Source organism: Bacteroides sp. DH3716P (assembly GCF_025914115.1).
In the GTDB taxonomy this organism is placed as follows: Bacteria; Bacteroidota; Bacteroidia; order Bacteroidales; family Bacteroidaceae; genus Bacteroides; species Bacteroides ovatus.
On record NZ_CP083673.1, the window covers coordinates 4,184,140 to 4,200,961 of the forward strand.

The window sequence follows — 16,822 nt, forward strand, 5'->3', positions numbered from 1 at the left end:
ATTATGTTATTTAGTAGACGGTACGCAGTTTTTCTGTGGAAAACCGTGTAAATCTGTGGTTGGAACTTGCCAAAAGAGTAAACCTGCCTGCCATTTTTCTTGTAAACTCTAGCGACAGTTAGTTAATTCCTAAATAGGTAGTATATTTGCATCATTCGCTAACTATAATTTTCAATCATACCAAAGAAAAATACGAATGAAGGCATTTAAACTACTTGCACTTACTTCTTGTGTCTTGCTTGCAGCGGGAAATGGAGTAGCGCAACAGAACTATTCAAAAAGTGAAGGATTATTGCAGTACGTCGATCCGTATATCGGATCCGGTTATCATGGACACGTCTTTGTTGGGACGAGTGTTCCGTATGGAATGGTACAGCTGGGTCCTACCAATATCCATAAAGGTTGGGACTGGTGCTCGGGTTATCATTATTCCGATAGTATTTTAATTGGCTTTTCACATACCCATTTGAGCGGTACGGGCTGTACTGACTTATGTGATATTCTCATCATGCCATTGAATGAGATCCGTACTCCCAGAGGCAATCAGGATGATATACGTGATGGGTATGCTTCCAGATATTCTCATGCGAATGAAATCGCCCGTCCCGAATATTACTCTTTGCTTCTCGACCGTTACAATATCAAAGCCGAGCTGACAGCTACAGATCGTGTAGGCTTCCATCGTTATACTTATCCTGAAGGAAAACCGGCTTCCATATTAATCGACTTACGTGAAGGAAACGGATCGAATGCTTACGACAGCTATATCCGTAAGGTAGATGATTATACAGTAGAGGGTTATCGTTATGTGAGAGGCTGGAGTCCTTCCCGCAAAGTTTATTTTGTGTTGAAAAGTGATAAGAAGATAGAGCAGTTTACTACCTATGATGATAATACCCCGCAACCTTGGGACCAACTGAAAGTGGCATCGGTGAAGAGTGTCCTCACTTTTGGTAACGTGAAGGAAGTGAAGATAAAAGTCGCCCTTTCTTCTGTCAGCTGTGACAACGCAGCGATGAACCTGCAATCCGAACTTACTCACTGGGATTTTGATAAGGTGGTGGATATGAGTGCCGACCGATGGAATAAGCAACTGGAGAAGATGACAGTAGAGACTGATGATGAGGCTTCCAAACGTGTATTCTATACCGCCCATTATCATACTATGATTGCCCCTACGCTTTTTTGCGATGTGAATGGAGAGTATAGAGGGATGAATGACATGATTTACACAGACCCGAAGAAAGCCAACTATACGACTCTTTCTTTATGGGATACCTACCGTGCATTAAATCCTTTGATGACTATTACTCAACCTGAAATGGTTGACCATGTAGTCAATTCGATGATTTCCATCTATCGTCAGCAGGACAAACTCCCTATCTGGCCTTTGATGAGTGGAGAGACCGATCAGATGCCGGGGTATAGCTCCGTGCCGGTGATTGCCGATGCATATCTGAAAGGATTTACCGGGTTCGATGCGGAAGAAGCATTGCAAGCAATGATAGCTACAGCTACTTATGAAAAGCAGAAAGGAGTACCTTATGTAGTCAAAAAAGGCTATATCCCTGCCGACAAAGTTCATGAAGCTACTTCCATAGCCATGGAGTATGCAGTGGACGACTGGGGAATTGCCGCTATGGCACGTAAGATGGGAAAGACAGAAGATGCTGAAACATTCTCAAAACGTGCTCATTATTACAAGAACTATTTTGATTCTTCTATCCATTTCATTCGTCCGAAACTGGAAGACGGCTCTTGGCGTACTCCTTACGATCCGGCACGTTCCATCCATACTGTTGGAGATTTCTGTGAAGGAAACGGATGGCAATATACTTTCTTTGCTCCACAAGACCCCTATGGGCTGATTGCCTTGTTTGGAGGTGACAAACCTTTTACAACGAGGCTTGATGGTTTCTTTACCAATACCGACAGTATGGGGGAAGGAGCATCGAGCGACATAACCGGATTGATCGGACAATATGCACATGGAAATGAACCGAGCCATCATGTTGCTTATCTTTATGCGTATGCCGGTGAACAATGGAAAACGGCGGAAAAGGTTCGTTTTATCATGAGCGATTTTTACACAGACCAGCCGGACGGTATCATCGGTAATGAGGATTGTGGCCAAATGTCTGCCTGGTATCTTCTTTCATCTATGGGACTCTATCAGGTGAACCCGTCGGATGGTGTATTTGTTTTCGGTAGCCCTTGTTTTAAGAAAGTAGAAGTGAAGGTACGTGGTGGTAACACTTTTACTGTAGAAGCACCCAATAACAGCAAAGAAAATATCTATATCCAGAAAGTGTATTTGAATGGCAAGCCTTATGATAAGAGTTATATCACTTATCAGGATATAATAAATGGCAGCACATTGAAGTTTGTAATGGGGAAAAAGCCTAATAAGAATTTTGGTAAGGCTCCGGCAAACAGACCGGTTGTTTTGAATAAGATAAATGGATAAAGATGGCTTACTTATAAAAGACAGCTAATTGTTGAAAGGAGGAAGAAGCCTCCGACAATGAAAGAATAAAGCTGGTTCTCAATATTCAATTCAGTTTTCAATAGGTATTATAAGGCTTTCCGATTGTAGCATTTAATTCTGCTTCGGAAAGCTTTATTTTATACTAGAAACGGCTGAAAAGCAAATCCTTAACAAGAACTTACTGTTTTCAGCCGTTTTGGGGAATATAGTTTTAAGAAATAAGTACATCTTTCCTTTAAAAAAGAATGTAATCAAGACTATTTTTATAACTATGGAAGCGGATCAGCTTTTGCCGGTCGTTTCGGATCATAAACGGCTACTCCTACTTTGGAGTCAGCACAACCATAATACAAATACCATTTGTTTTTGAAGTAGACCATTCCTTCTATAAATACGGTTCCATCCACATATTGCCCACTCTTTTCAAAGCTATCCATCGGACGGAAGAACGGTTCATCGAGACGGGTGATAAAGCGGGTAGGATCATTGGCGTCGAAGAGTGCTTGTCCGGCAGCATAGACATTGGCGGTATAGCGTTTGTCACCTCTTCCTGAATGGTTCTTACCATTATAAAGAAGGACAATTCCTTTCGGAGTGTAGATAGCCGGAGGCCCACATTCGGTGAGATGGCTGTCGAAGTAGCCGTCACGGGGAGAAAACAGCTTTTTTAGGGAACCGTCAATGTTGACAATCGGTGTCCAGTGGATTAAGTCATCGGAAGTAGCTGCGAATACATGCTCCTCTCCCCAGTACATAAAGTATTTCCCGTTGACTTTCTTGATAACCTGTTTCCCTTTAACAACTTCGGTCAGGATAGAGCCGGACTTACAACCCAGGTTGAAGACCTTTCCATCAAATGCTTTGGCAAAAGCAGGACCGTGTTTTGTCCAGTCTTTTAGGTTGCGGGAGGTCGCTACTGCCAGGCGAGGTACATAGCGATTCCATTGGGTGTACATCATTACATATAATCCGTCATCGGTTACGGCAATTCGTGGGTCTTCGCAGCCGCCGGGCCATTCCAACTCTTTTTGTGAATCATTATCCGGATAGAATACAGGAGTCTTTTCCCGTTGGAAATGTGTGCCGTCGGTAGAAGTGGCATAACCGAGGCGAGAAGTCCGGTGTCCGATACCGACACCTGATTTATCCTCTGCACGGTATAACACGACAATCTCACCATTGTAGAGTGTAGCAGCCGGATTGAATGTATCGTTCGATTCCCACGCAATAGAATCTTTGGTCAATGGACAGTAAAACTTAGTGTTTTCTATAGGAGATATTACCGGATTGACATTCTTTGGACGTTCGAAACCACCGAAAGCCCAATCGGGTAATTTGTTCTCTTTATGATTGGAAGACTGTCCGTAGGCAGTACAGGTCATCATGGTTGTAGTAAGTAGGAATAAAAAAGTTGATTTCATATTGTTCATATTATATGGGTCATTTATTTTTTAGGAGTCATATACTCCCTACATATAAATTGGAAAATAAATAAAATGCTGTCATCTGTCACCTGATTGGGCATAAATGATTGATTATAAATATACTGCAGTGTGACAGCATGATGTGACGGCAAGGTGACGACAACTTTGCTGTCACTTTGTTGAAAGCAAGGATTTTATTGTTTCTCTGCTATGTGGGTACTTATTTCTCTATCCGGAGCGGTATTCAAGGATTATCAGACTATTACGGAAGAGAGAGTTTCAGTACTTGAAACTAAAAGTTCTATTGCTTGAAACTTTTGTTTCGTCAGCGAGAAACTCTAGTTTCTCTTACTTGAAACTGTGGTTTCAAAGGCGTGAAACTAAAGTTCTTCAACCTTGAAACTACTTTGGAAGCGTAAGCTTCAAGGTTAGAAACAGTTATCTCATAAGCAGGAATACAATAAAAACATAATAGAAGACTATTGAATACTATTTAGTAAGTCTACCTTGCCTTCATTCACGAGTTTTAGGATTAGTTCTCCAAACAGCGTATTTTGCCATGCAAACCAGGAACGAGTAAAGTTCTTCGGGTCGTTCTTGTGGAAAGATTCATGCATGAACCCTGTTCCGGCATCCGTATCCATCAGCATTTTGATGCAGGTCTTGATTTCTGCGTCGTTTTGACTGGTGAATGCTTTCATCATAATACTCATGGGCCAAATCATATCATATCCGATGTGCGGGCCGCCAATTCCTTCACCGGCAGTACCTTTGAAGAAGTAAGGATTATCTTCGCTCCATACAAACTTACGGGTATTCTGATAAATAGGATCGTTCACTTTCACATCCCCAAGATAAGGCAGGGCAATGAGACTCGGCACATTGGCATCATCCATTAACAGTTGATTGCCGAAACCGTCCACTTCGAAAGCATAGATTTTGCCATATTTCGGATGATTGTAAACCGCATACTGTTTCAGGGCTGCTTCCACTTCGTTAGACAGTGTAGTACATTCTTTAGCTAAATCAGGTTTCTTGTTGACCGTATTCAGAATTTCGGCAGCTTTGCGCAATGAAGTTACAGCAAAGAAGTTGGACGGAACGAGGAACTGGAAAGTTGTAGCATCATCCGAAGGACGGAAAGCAGAAGCAATCAGTCCGACCGGCTTTACAGGATTACCCCAGCCGTCGTTGGTCATCGTATCGAGTGCACGTTCCGTTTTACGTTGGAAACGATAAGGACCTTTCGGATCTTCTTTTCGTTGCTGTTCCTTAAACGTTTTCAGAACCTTCGCGATGGCTGTAAGCCATTCGTCGGAGAATATACTGGCATCTCCCGTCGTCTTCCAGTAATGATAAGCAAGACGGATAGGATAGCAGAGCGAGTCGATTTCCCATTTGCGTTCGTGCAGTTCGGGCTTCATGTCCGTAAGGTCGCTCATCCATTCGCCGCCTTCGGAATTCATGTTGAAAGCATTGGCATACGGGTCGATATTGATACACTTGAACTGACGTTTGATAACGCCGGCCAGCATCTTTTTCAGTTCCGCGTCTTTGTTGGCGAGTTGCACGTAAGGCCATACTTGTGCACCCGAATCGCGCAACCACATGGCGTGGATGTCGCCTGTATAAACAAACGTATCGTCTTTGCCGTCAAAATGAACAGTAGTATCCAGGGTGTTCGGGAAACAGTTTTCGAACATCCATGCCAAGCGGGCATTCGTCAGCAGTTGCTTGATATGCGCAATCTGTTGTTCCACAGCTTGCGAGACAAACAGACGTTTCGATGCTTCCGGACGGTTCGTCTGATAGTTGTTGATTTTGGTATTATCTTGTTGGATGACAAAATCACTGTTCGTTATAGCCTGCATATTGCTAGCACCAAAGAGTGCTATGGACAAACAAAAGGCTTTAGTTATATTCATGGTAATAGTCTTTTTTTGTTGATTAGTATTGATTATGAAAGTGTTGCGGAGAAGAAGTGTTAAATCTCTGCAAAGAATTCAATAAGACAGGCATTGTCGAGCAGCCATTTATACTGTTCCTTGTTGTGTCCCGACCAATCCCTGCCTAATAATCCGTTTTCATCCCGGTAGTTTTCCCAGGCGTGAAGCGCATTTTCCACCATCGCATTGACATACGCCGGATTCTTGTCAATCTTATACAGAGCTTTCAGTCCTCTGAATAAGATCACGTTAAACCAGGCCATGTCTTTATGCACTTTGACAGTCGGGTCTTTCTTGTCGGCTTTTGTGCGGAAAAAAGCATCAGTTCCTGCGGCTGTCTGCTGTGCATCGCGCAAATACTGTTCATCTCCCGTTTCTTCATAGAGCAATACGCCCGCCTGAATCATCTGTCCACTGTTGTAGGCGTACTTCTCTTTGGAAACTTTCCCTTTCAGGTTGATGTTATCCCAGTAAAGATGGTCGGTAGGGTCGCACAGATGCTTTTTCGTCCAGGCATACGTCTCTTTTGCTTTTTCGAGGTATTTGGCATCCTTCGTCAGCCGGTACAACTTGACACCGAGCACAGTAGACGGTGCATTGGAACAAGTATGCTTCGCTTCCTTCTGCTGTTCACACCAAAAGATGCCACCGCCTATCTCATCGCTCCATCCACTGTAGATATATTGATACAATGCAACGGCTTTTTCCAAAGATGCAGGCTTGTGAGTCAGTTGGTAATAATCGCAGTAATCCAGTGCAATCCAGATGTTATCGTCATAATAACGTCCGTGCTGCCCGTACTTGGTGGGGTATGACTGATAACAGGCCGGCAAGCGACTGTTATCCCAATACTGCTCCATTCCCGGTAGAATTCTTTTCTCGAGAATCTTTTTGTACTTCTTGTTTCCGGTCGCTTTGTATAAAGCCACACAACCCGACATCATCCCGGAATACGGCCATAGAAAAGAAGCCTTCAGCGTTCCGTTCTGCTGCGTTCCGCCCGCCAGATAAGTAATTTTTTGGTCGGGATTGACAGGATACGTTTCTGTTAGTAGTCCGTCATTCGTCTGATAGAGATTCAATACATTAGATAGAATTGAGTCGGCAATAGAAAGATAACGGGTATTTCCCGGTGTCTTTCCCACTGCGGAGGTAAGGCAAAATAACATACAGGCTACAAAACATATATTTCTCATAGGAATATCGGGTTGTGTGGTGAAACTTTCAGGTTATAACTAGATACAAAGATTATTTCTGCTGACGCTGGTCGAACTCCAGTTCCACCTTTACGGGGAAATGGTCTGAAGGAGTGCGCGCCTGATAAGTCTTGATGTCGATTTCTTCCGGGCAATCGTTCGCCTGCTTCTTTTCTCCCTTGCCTACGATGCTGCGGTAAGTATCAGTCAGCACACCATATCTTTTCACTTGGAAAGACGGAGAAACGAATATATGGTCGATACGGCTTTCCGTAAAGCTGTTCGGGTCGAAGTCGTTGAACGTGCCGTTGATAGCATAGCGGAAGCCGGCCTTTTCGTAAGAGTCACACAACACCCCTTTGCTCACAAAAGCATCATAAGATTGGTGGGTCTGGTCGACATTGAAGTCTCCCGTCAGGATGGCCGGAAGCTCTTTGCCTTTGCCAAGTTCTTTCATCTTGTCCTGTACGAGGAATGCACTTTCCACACGTGCCTTCTTGCCGATATGGTCCATGTGCAGGTTGAAGAAAAGGAATTCGAAGCCGGTATCTTTGCATTTGAAGTGTCCCCAACTGCAAATACGCGGCAACACGGCATCCCATCCTTTGCTCGGCACGTCGGGAGTTTCCGACAACCAAAAATCACCTTTCTCTATCACGTCAAACTTGTCTGTGCGATAGAAAATAGCAGAATGTTCACCTTTCTCTTTGCCGTCGTCGCGACCTACACCGATATAATCATAACCGGGTAATGCCTCTTTTATATCTTTCAGTTGATGAATAAAGCACTCCTGCGTGCCGAAAATATCGAAATCGTGGTATTGCACTATTTGGGCAATGACCGGGTAACGTTGTCCCCAACCGTTTCCGTTGATTGAATCGCCACCGTTGGCGTTTCTCAAATTGTAGGAGGCAACGGTGATAGAAGTAGGCTGATAGTTACTTTGACAACCGCAAAAGACGATCGCAACAAGGGCAATTAGTAAAAGGTTTTTCAGTTTCATGTTTTTATAGTTTGTTTGGTAGATAATTCATTGATCTCCAAAAGTACAATATTTTATTCAAACGAAAGAGAGTAAGGTACATCTTTTTCTGTGGTTCCCCGTTGTTTATTGGGTACGGGGCTCATTTGAAATTGAATATTAGCACCTTTAATCAGCTGGTCATGTGTAAGGAAATTACGGGTTTGTGATTTCCCGTTTACTTTCATTTCCTTGATGTAGCGGTTGTCAAGCTGGTTGTTATCTGCCTTGATTGTGATGGTCTTTCCGTTCTCCAAATGTAACTTCGCTGATTTGAAGAGCGGGGTTCCTATGATATATTCATCCGTTCCCGGGCAAACCGGATAGAAACCGAGTGCGGAGAATACATACCAGGCGGAAGTCTGTCCGTTGTCTTCGTCACCGCAATAACCGTCGGGACCGGCGGTATATAGCTTGTTCATAATCTCACGTATCCAGTATTGGGCTTTCCAGGGCTCGCTCGAATAGTTGTAGAGATATACCATGTGCTGAATAGGCTGGTTGCCGTGCGCATATTGCCCCATGTTCATTACTTGCATTTCACGCATTTCGTGAATCATGCCGCGGCTTTCCATTCCCAGTTTACCTGGGATGACAAAGACGGAATCCATCATCGCGTTGAATTCTTTCTTGCCTCCCATCAGGTTGATAAGTCCTTGCGGGTCGTGGAATACGCAGAAGCTCCAGTGCCAGCTATTCCCTTCGCAAAATTCACCGCTCCAGTCCACTGCATCGAAATTCGGATTGAATACGCCTTTGTTGTCTTTGCCAACCATCAGTTTGCGTTCCGGATGATAGACATTTTGGTAGTTCAGCGCGTGTTTCTTATAAATGTCGATTTCGCTCTCCGGTTTACCGAGTTTCTTGCCTAATGTATAAATTGCCCAGTCGTTATATGCATACTCCAGTGTACGTGCAACGTTTTGTCCTATGCCGATATTGTTGGCAACATATCCCAGTTGGTTGTAAGACTCGTAACCGAGACGCCCCGAAGCAGTCCCGCGAAGATGTGCATTTGCTCCATGTTTCAATGCTTCCCAAAGAGTTTCGATATCATACCCGCGCAACCCTTTGATGTAAGCGTCGGCCACTACGGAAGCCGAGTTGTTGCCTACCATACAATCCCGATGTCCCGGGCTGGCCCATTCCGGCAGGAAACCGCTCTCTTTGTAAGCGTTTACCAAACCTTCCTGCATCTTTTGATTCATTGACGGATACATCAGGTTGAGGAAAGGAAACAGACAACGGAACGTGTCCCAAAAACCGGTGTCGGTAAACATATAGCCGGGACGCACTTCACCGTTATAGGGGCTGTAATGCATGATTTCTCCCTTAGCGTCTATCTCGTAGAAACTGCGTGGAAAAAGCATGGAACGGTATAGACAAGAATAGAAGGTGCGCAGGTTATCAATGTTATCGTCTTCCACCTCTATCTTACTCATTTCACGGTTCCAGATCTCTCTTCCGTTCGCTACCAGTTGGTCGAAACTGTTTTTGCCAAGCTCTTTGAGATTCAACTCCGCCTGTTCGGGGCTGATAAAGGAGGAAGCAACACGTGCGTGTACGATTTCTCCCTTTTTCGTGGCGAATCCGATTACCGCACCTGTGTGGTTTCCTTTCGCTTCTGTTTCATTCGGAAGAATGTTGTTTTCGGAAACTGTGGAAACGAATGTGAACGGTTTGTCGAATTGAACTACAAAGTAGTTTTTGAAGTTTTCCGGCACACCGCCGCTATTCTTGGTTGAATAGCCGATAATCTTGTTTTCTTTCGGAATCACTTTCACATAAGAACCTTTGTCAAAAGCGTCTACAATCACGTAGGCATTCTTTGTCTCCGGATACGTGAAACGGAACATGACGGCGCGCTCCGTAGGAGCAAGCTCGGTTGTTACGTCATGGTCGGCAAGGTACACCTTATAATAATAAGGTTTGGCAACTTCCGCTTTGTGAGAGAACCAACTGGCACGTCGGTCTTGATCGAATACCAGTCCGCCGGTGATAGGCATGATGGCAAACTGCCCGTAGTCGTTCATCCAGGGACTGGGCTGATGTGTTTGTTTGAATCCCCGGATTTTGTCGGCATCATACGTGTACGCCCAACCGTCTCCCATTTTACCGGTCTGCGGTGTCCAGAAATTCATTCCCCACGGCAATGCCGTAGCCGGATACGTGTTTCCGGTAGACAGTTCAAACTTGGATTGAGTGCCTACCAGTGTGCTGACATAGTCTACCGGATTCTTAACGGCAGAAGATTGCAGGCTGTACAACACGGCACCTCCAAGAAATAGCAAGTGTTTAAATGAAAAATGTGTTTTCATGAACAAATGAATTTATAGATTTGAAAATAATTTCTACGACGAAAATAGGGAGAAAAGGAATGTGCTTCTAGTAATAGAGAGGTTAAATCGCCTCTTGTCGCTAAAATTAACTACTCTGGCACGGAAATTTACTTATATTCCGGTCAAAAAAAAGCTCGGAATGTTTTTTTGTTTACCTTTGTCATATAGCAAATCTAAGAATAATACACTATGGGAAAACAGTCGGTTTATATTCTATTATTTTTTCTTAATCTGTTGATACATAACGCTTATGCTTATAATTTGAAGCAAGTTGCAGATAAAGAGTATATGTCTAATAGTTCGATTACATCTCTGTGCCAGGATGAGCGTGGATTGATGTGGATCGGGACCTGCGACGGACTGAATATTTATGATGGACAGGAGATTGAGGAATTTAAGACTCGTGACAAAGAGGATTACTTATCTGGTAATCTGATTGACAATATTGTGTATACGGGCGAAGATGTTTACTGGATTCAAACCTACTATGGGCTGAACCGTTTGAACCGGAAAACCAATACAATCACTCACTATAATGAATTTCAGAAACTCTTCTTTATGAATAAAGATAGTCATGGTAATCTGTTCATTATCCAGGATAGTAACTGCATTTATTATTATCATAAAAAAGAAGGAGTCTTCAAGAAAATCAATATCACGGGAATCCCGATTTCCGATATCGTAAACTTCTTTATCGACGGTAACAACCGGATGTGGGTAGTCATGAAAGGATACAACCGCTGTTATGACATACAGCAGGAAGCCGCATCGGGAGATATCACCCTGTTACCCCAGAAAACAAACCTGATTTATCAGACTTCCTTGATTTATTGTTTCAATGACGAGCAATCTCTTTATTACATAGACAAGGAATTTAATTTCTATGCTTTCCATATTCCGACCCAGAAGAATGAATTTATTGCCAATCTGGGTAAGGAAATACAGGAACGTGGCAAAATTTCATCCATTGTTCATTATCATAACAGCTATTTTGTGGGCTTTTTGATGGATGGCATTCTCCTGTTGGAAAAACAGAAGGAGACGGATCATTATCAAATTCAGTCGTTACCTATCAACAGCGGTGTATTCTGTCTCAAGAAAGACCGTTTTCAGGATGTTGTTTGGATTGGTACCGACGGGCAGGGTGTTTATCTTTATTCGAACCCGCTTTATTCTATCAAATCAATGGTGCTTAGCAATTATACCGAGAAAATAGAACGCCCCGTGCGTGCCATCTATCTTGATGATGAACGTACTTTCTGGGTGGGAACCAAAGGAAACGGAATTCTTAAAATCTATGATTACGAATTCGATAAAAACATCTCCGACTGTCGGGCGGAGGTGTTGACTACCTCTAATAGTGCTTTGAGTAGTAATGCCGTTTATTGTTTTGCCAAGAGCCACCGGAATTTGCTTTGGATAGGAGACGAAGAAGGATTAACTTATTATTCATATCGGGAAAAACGTATCAAGAGTATACCAATACGGATCGGTAACGAAGATTTCAAATACATCCATGACATTTACGAAACAGCAGATTCCGAACTGTGGCTGGCGAGTGTCGGCATGGGAGTGGTGAAAGCTCGTATTGCCGGAACACCGGACAATCCGGTGATTGTGGATGCGCAACGTTACATCATCAATGACGGCGAACTGGGATCGAACTATTTCTTTACTATTTATGCGGAGAATGAAGCCAACCTGTTGTTTGGCAATAAAGGATATGGGGTATTCCGCTATAACGAAACGACGAATGGCCTGGAACCGGTGTCTACTCACAAATACGAAAACATGACCCTGAATAATATTCTTGCTATCAGTAAAGACAGCAGCAATAACTATCTTTTCGGAACGAGCTACGGATTGATAAAGTACACATCGGAAACCTCTTATCAGCTCTTCAATGCCAAGAATGGTTTCCTGAATAATACCATTCATGCAATTCTTAGAAACTCGTCCGACGACTTCTGGTTGAGCACCAATCTTGGATTAATCAATTTCGATACGAAAAGGAATGTCTTTCGTTCATACGGTTTTGGAGATGGTTTAAAGGTGGTAGAGTTTAGTGACGGAGCCGCTTTTCGGGATTCCCAGACTGGTACTCTGTTCTTTGGCGGAATCAATGGAGTCGTAGCTATCCGGGCGGATGGCCGTCCGGAGCAGCTTTATATGCCTCCTGTTTATTTTGATAAGCTGTCTATCTTCGGTGAACAATACAATCTGGGCGAATTTCTCACCCGGAAAAAAGAAACTGAAGTCTTGAATTTGCAGTATGACCAGAATTTCTTTTCTGTTTCATTTGCCTCTGTGGATTATCTGAATGGTAATAACTGTACCTATTTCTATAAACTAAAAGGATTGAGTGACCAATGGGTAAACAATGGTTCGGAAAGCGGAGTCTCTTTTACGAATATGGCTCCCGGCGAATATACCTTACTGGTGAAATATTACAATAGTGTTTTTGATAAAGAGAGTGATGTCTATTCTCTGGTGATTCGTATAGGTGATCCGTGGTATGCTTCCTGGTGGGCTTATTTGATTTATGCCCTGTGTCTGCTTTTACTGGCAGCCTTGCTGATACGTTCCTTTATCCTGCGCTCCAAACGTAAAAAGCAGGAATTGCTGAACGAGATAGAGAAACGCCATCAAAAGAATGTCTTTGAGTCCAAACTTCGTTTCTTTACTAATATCGCACATGAATTTTGTACTCCGCTGACTTTGATTTATGGTCCTTGCGGACGAATCCTTTCATCGAAGGGACTTAGTAAATTTGTCGTGGACTACGTACAGATGATTCAGACGAATGCGGAGCGTCTCAACAACCTGATTCATGAGTTGATCGAATTCCGTCGGATTGAAACGGGAAACAGGGAAGTGCGGGTTGAGTCATTGAATGTGTCTTCCATTGTGAAAGGAATAGCCAAAACGTTTGTTGAAATGGCTAAATCCAGAAACATCACTTTCTTGAGCAAGATACCCGAGCAGGTGATGTGGAACTCGGACAAAGGATTCCTGAATACAATTATTATTAATCTGATTTCTAATGCCTTTAAATATACTCCCGACGGACAGAGTATCAAGATTGAAGTGGATACGAGCCGGGAAAATATGCTGGCTCTTCGTGTAGCAAATGAAGGAAGTACCATCAAGGAAAAGGATTTTCAGTATATTTTTAATCGGTATGCCATTTTGGATAATTTCGAGAATCAGGATGAAAAGAACTTTTCACGGAACGGACTGGGGCTAGCCATCTCTTATAATATGGCAAAGTTGCTGAATGGTACGTTGAAAGTGGAAAATACTCCTGACGGATGGGTAATGTTTACACTAACCTTGCCGGTCGTGGAACTGACTACCGGAGTGGTGGAAACCAAGCGGCTCACAGCGGAATACATCCCTAAGATAGATACTCAATCGATACTGAAACTTCCCCAGTATGAGTTTGATAAGATGCGTCCTACGCTTTTGGTTGTCGATGATGAAATCGAAATGCTATGGTTTATTGGAGAAATCTTCTCGGCTGACTTCAATGTGGTAACCTTGCAAGATCCTGAACGGCTGGATCAGGTGATGAATGAGGTTTATCCGAATGTGATTATCTGTGATGTCATGATGCCGGGAATGGGTGGCATTGAACTGACCAGGCGGATTAAATCGGTGAAAGAGACGGCGCATATTCCTATTATTGTGGTTTCCGGACGACACGAGATGGAACAACAGATGGAAGCCCTTTCTGCCGGTGCGGAAATGTATATCACAAAACCGTTTAGTGCGGAGTATCTTCGTATCTCTGTCTGTCAGGTGATAGAACGGAAAGAGGTGTTGAAAAATTATTTCAGTTCGCCGATCAGTTCTTTTGAAAAGTCGGACGGGAAGTTGACGCATAAAGAGTCGAAGAAGTTCCTACAGTCGGTTTTGAAGATTATCAATGATAATATAACGAACAAAGATTTGACTCCACGTTATATCGCCGATCGGCTGGCAATCAGTCCCCGGAGTCTTTATCGGAAGATGGAAGAGATAGGAGAGGATAGCCCGACCGATCTGATTAAGGAATGTCGTTTGCACATAGCGAAAGATTTATTGCTGACCACTAAAAAGACGATTGATGAAATTGTATTCGATTCGGGATTCTCGAACAAAGTTACTTTCTTTAAGGTGTTCCGTGAAAAGTATGAGTGCACGCCAAAAGAGTTTCGGATGAAACATTTGGAAGAGGTTCAGCAGTAGCCTGTGGCGGGAATTTTTAAAGAAAAAGAAGAAGTAAATATCCGTGTTAATATAGTAAATATCCGTGCCAAAAGGTAAAAAAGGATAGTTAATTTTCTTTTGGTAGAGTTTAGTGATTTTATCTTTGTCTCATCGAAGTTTTTAAGTAGATAAACTTGAAAAGTATTAATTTATTAATCTTTAATCTAATGAAAAGGAAACTTAGTTTTTTATTTCTTTCAGCATTGACCGTTCCATTTTTTATGGGTTCGTGCAGTGATGATAAAGAAGAACAGGAAGTGAAACCGGCAACAGATCTGGTTGTCGATAATAATTCGGTGACACTACTACAAGGAGACGAAATTACGGTGAGTATCACCTCCGGTAATGGCGATTATTATGTGAAGCCATTTGATGAAAACGTGGCGACGGCTACAATCAATGGTAATAAGGTGACTATTAAAGCTACCGAAAATAGCCAGTTGGAAGAAAATAACCGTACGGAAACCACTATATTAATAGTAGATGGACGTAAGAAAGTGGCTAGAGTGCTGGTTCGGGTAGCAAAACTCTGGGATTTGACGGTAGATGCACCGGAAGAAGGTTTTGACCTTTTTATCGGTGAAAAGAGACTGGTGAAGATTTTGACCGGTAACGGAGATTATCAGATTTCCATACCGGAAGGTGCTGATAAGTTTTTGGAAGTGGGTGAACTATCCGGACAAGTTATTCCGTTGACTGCCAAGTTCGAGACTGGAGCCGATCCGGTAAATATTACGATAACAGATAAGAAAGGTAAGACAATCACTATTCCTGTGGTAGTGAACATCGTGGATCTGACACTGAAAAGTAATGAAGCCACTTTTGCTGAACCGGATGCCGAATCTCAATATATCTCTATTGAGAGAGGTAATGGCGGATATAGTTTCACTTATCAGGTGGGAGACGGCGAGCCTACTACGGATGCAACGATTGTGGAAGCTACTGAAAAAGAGAACCTGATTACCTTGAAACCCAAAGCTAGAGGTGATGTGAAAGTGATTGTGACAGACCAGAAAGGTTCTGTGGAGGAGATTTCGGTGAAAGTGAATCCATATAACCTTAAACTGGAAAATGAAGCAACTTCTTTAATCATCGGTGGTTATGAGGCATCTACAGAAATAGCTATTACCAGAGGAAATGGTGATTATAAGTTGGCACAACTCACAGATGATAATAAAACCTATTTGAAAACCGCAGAATTGATTACGGAAGACGGGGCTACCAAGTTAAAACTAACAGGAAAGAAGCTCGGGAGTACCACACTGGAACTGTCTGATGCGGCAGGTCAGAAATTGACGTTACCAGTTTATGTGAATCCGGTATGTTATCGTATGGAATATGACGTATGCTTTAAAATTGATATTAAAAAGTATGCCGAATCACATTCAGAGGTGAAAAGTATGAATCAGCTTACTTTTGAGGTTGTGTTCTACCCGACTTATACTCGTTCTATGCAATCGTTTATAGGTTTGGAAAGTGTATTCCTGCTTCGTGCAGAAGCTAAGGATGTGAATCCGCGTTTTGAAATAGCCACTAAAATTAATGGTAAGAGTGATCCCTGTTTCCGTAGTCAGCAAACTATTTATTGCGATGATTCGGAAGGTGGACGTAAGACTCCGGGTAAATGGTATCATATAGCCATTGTATATGATGGAACGAAATCAAGTACTAAAGAGGCTTATAAAATGTATATAAACGGGGTGAGAGAAACGTTGACTCCTGCAGATAACTCTTATGAGGATTGTGCCCCTAATTCATCTCTCAATCTGACAGATGTAGGTGGAAATGATAAAGCACTGTTGATTGGACGTTCCGGAGATTCATATCGGGTAGGATATTGCAAAGTTTATCAGGCACGGATGTGGAAGAGAGCGTTGGACGAAAGTGAAATTAAAGCGAATATGTGCAAAATCCTTAATGCAGAAGAACACTCTGACTTGATGGGATATTGGGTATTCTCGAAAGGTGTCGGAGGTACTACAGTTTTTGAAAATTGGGGAAATGGCGGCAGCGGATTGGATGCGCAAGTTTGTTTGCAGAATATAAGCGAAAATAAACCTGCCTGGGGAGCGGAACTTCCTGCAACTTATAATGGAGATAAGAGCCGCTTTGAACCAATTGAATGTCCTCATTCATACTAAAACTAGGAATATAATA

At 42.8% G+C, this 16,822-nt stretch carries 8 protein-coding genes; 3 read left to right on the forward strand and 5 right to left on the reverse strand.

Translation table 11 applies throughout. The features are described from left to right. Positions 1-196 precede the first annotated feature (196 nt). The gene (locus KQP79_RS15785; RefSeq protein WP_138343756.1) at positions 197-2,467 is read left to right on the forward strand and encodes a GH92 family glycosyl hydrolase; all 2,271 of its coding nucleotides are present in this window, start codon (positions 197-199) and stop codon (positions 2,465-2,467) included. A 290-nt stretch (positions 2,468-2,757) separates the two neighbouring features. Here the strand turns inward: KQP79_RS15785 and KQP79_RS15790 are convergent, their stop codons facing one another. From KQP79_RS15790 to KQP79_RS15810, 5 genes are all read right to left on the reverse strand, one after another. Beyond that, entirely contained in the window at positions 2,758-3,918 is a 1,161-nt protein-coding gene (locus KQP79_RS15790; protein WP_171036025.1) for a glycoside hydrolase family 130 protein, read from the reverse strand. Between the two features lie 473 nt (positions 3,919-4,391). Next, positions 4,392-5,837 carry a glycoside hydrolase family 125 protein gene (locus KQP79_RS15795; protein ID WP_004304956.1) on the reverse strand — a complete coding sequence of 482 codons (1,446 nt, stop codon included), beginning with the start codon at positions 5,835-5,837 and terminating at the stop codon, positions 4,392-4,394. Between the two features lie 59 nt (positions 5,838-5,896). Further along, positions 5,897-7,054: a glycoside hydrolase family 76 protein gene (locus tag KQP79_RS15800; protein ID WP_011108409.1), complete on the reverse strand. Its 1,158-nt coding sequence runs from the start codon at positions 7,052-7,054 to the stop codon at positions 5,897-5,899. Between the two features lie 52 nt (positions 7,055-7,106). After that, a complete protein-coding gene (locus KQP79_RS15805) occupies positions 7,107-8,057 on the reverse strand; it encodes an endonuclease/exonuclease/phosphatase family protein (RefSeq protein ID WP_004321023.1) in 951 nt (316 codons plus the stop codon). Between the two features lie 53 nt (positions 8,058-8,110). After that, positions 8,111-10,393: a GH92 family glycosyl hydrolase gene (locus tag KQP79_RS15810; protein ID WP_118407159.1), complete on the reverse strand. Its 2,283-nt coding sequence runs from the start codon at positions 10,391-10,393 to the stop codon at positions 8,111-8,113. Positions 10,394-10,603: 210 nt separating this feature from the next. On the opposite strand from KQP79_RS15810, the gene KQP79_RS15815 reads away from it, so the two are divergent. Beyond that, entirely contained in the window at positions 10,604-14,644 is a 4,041-nt protein-coding gene (locus KQP79_RS15815) for a response regulator (protein ID WP_138343752.1), read from the forward strand. A 188-nt stretch (positions 14,645-14,832) separates the two neighbouring features. Next, complete coding sequence (locus tag KQP79_RS15820) at positions 14,833-16,806, forward strand: LamG-like jellyroll fold domain-containing protein (protein ID WP_264386539.1); 1,974 nt, start codon at positions 14,833-14,835, stop codon at positions 16,804-16,806. The last annotated feature ends 16 nt before the right edge of the window (positions 16,807-16,822 follow it).

What these genes read in the sequence shown, in the direction of transcription:
- KQP79_RS15785 (WP_138343756.1), top strand. Translation starts at nt 197, where the DNA reads ATGAAGGCATTTAAACTACTTGCACTTACTTCTTGTGTCTTGCTTGCA.
- KQP79_RS15790 (WP_171036025.1), bottom strand. Translation starts at nt 3,918, where the DNA reads ATGAACAATATGAAATCAACTTTTTTATTCCTACTTACTACAACCATG.
- KQP79_RS15795 (WP_004304956.1), bottom strand. Translation starts at nt 5,837, where the DNA reads ATGAATATAACTAAAGCCTTTTGTTTGTCCATAGCACTCTTTGGTGCT.
- KQP79_RS15800 (WP_011108409.1), bottom strand. Translation starts at nt 7,054, where the DNA reads ATGAGAAATATATGTTTTGTAGCCTGTATGTTATTTTGCCTTACCTCC.
- KQP79_RS15805 (WP_004321023.1), bottom strand. Translation starts at nt 8,057, where the DNA reads ATGAAACTGAAAAACCTTTTACTAATTGCCCTTGTTGCGATCGTCTTT.
- KQP79_RS15810 (WP_118407159.1), bottom strand. Translation starts at nt 10,393, where the DNA reads ATGAAAACACATTTTTCATTTAAACACTTGCTATTTCTTGGAGGTGCC.
- KQP79_RS15815 (WP_138343752.1), top strand. Translation starts at nt 10,604, where the DNA reads ATGGGAAAACAGTCGGTTTATATTCTATTATTTTTTCTTAATCTGTTG.
- KQP79_RS15820 (WP_264386539.1), top strand. Translation starts at nt 14,833, where the DNA reads ATGAAAAGGAAACTTAGTTTTTTATTTCTTTCAGCATTGACCGTTCCA.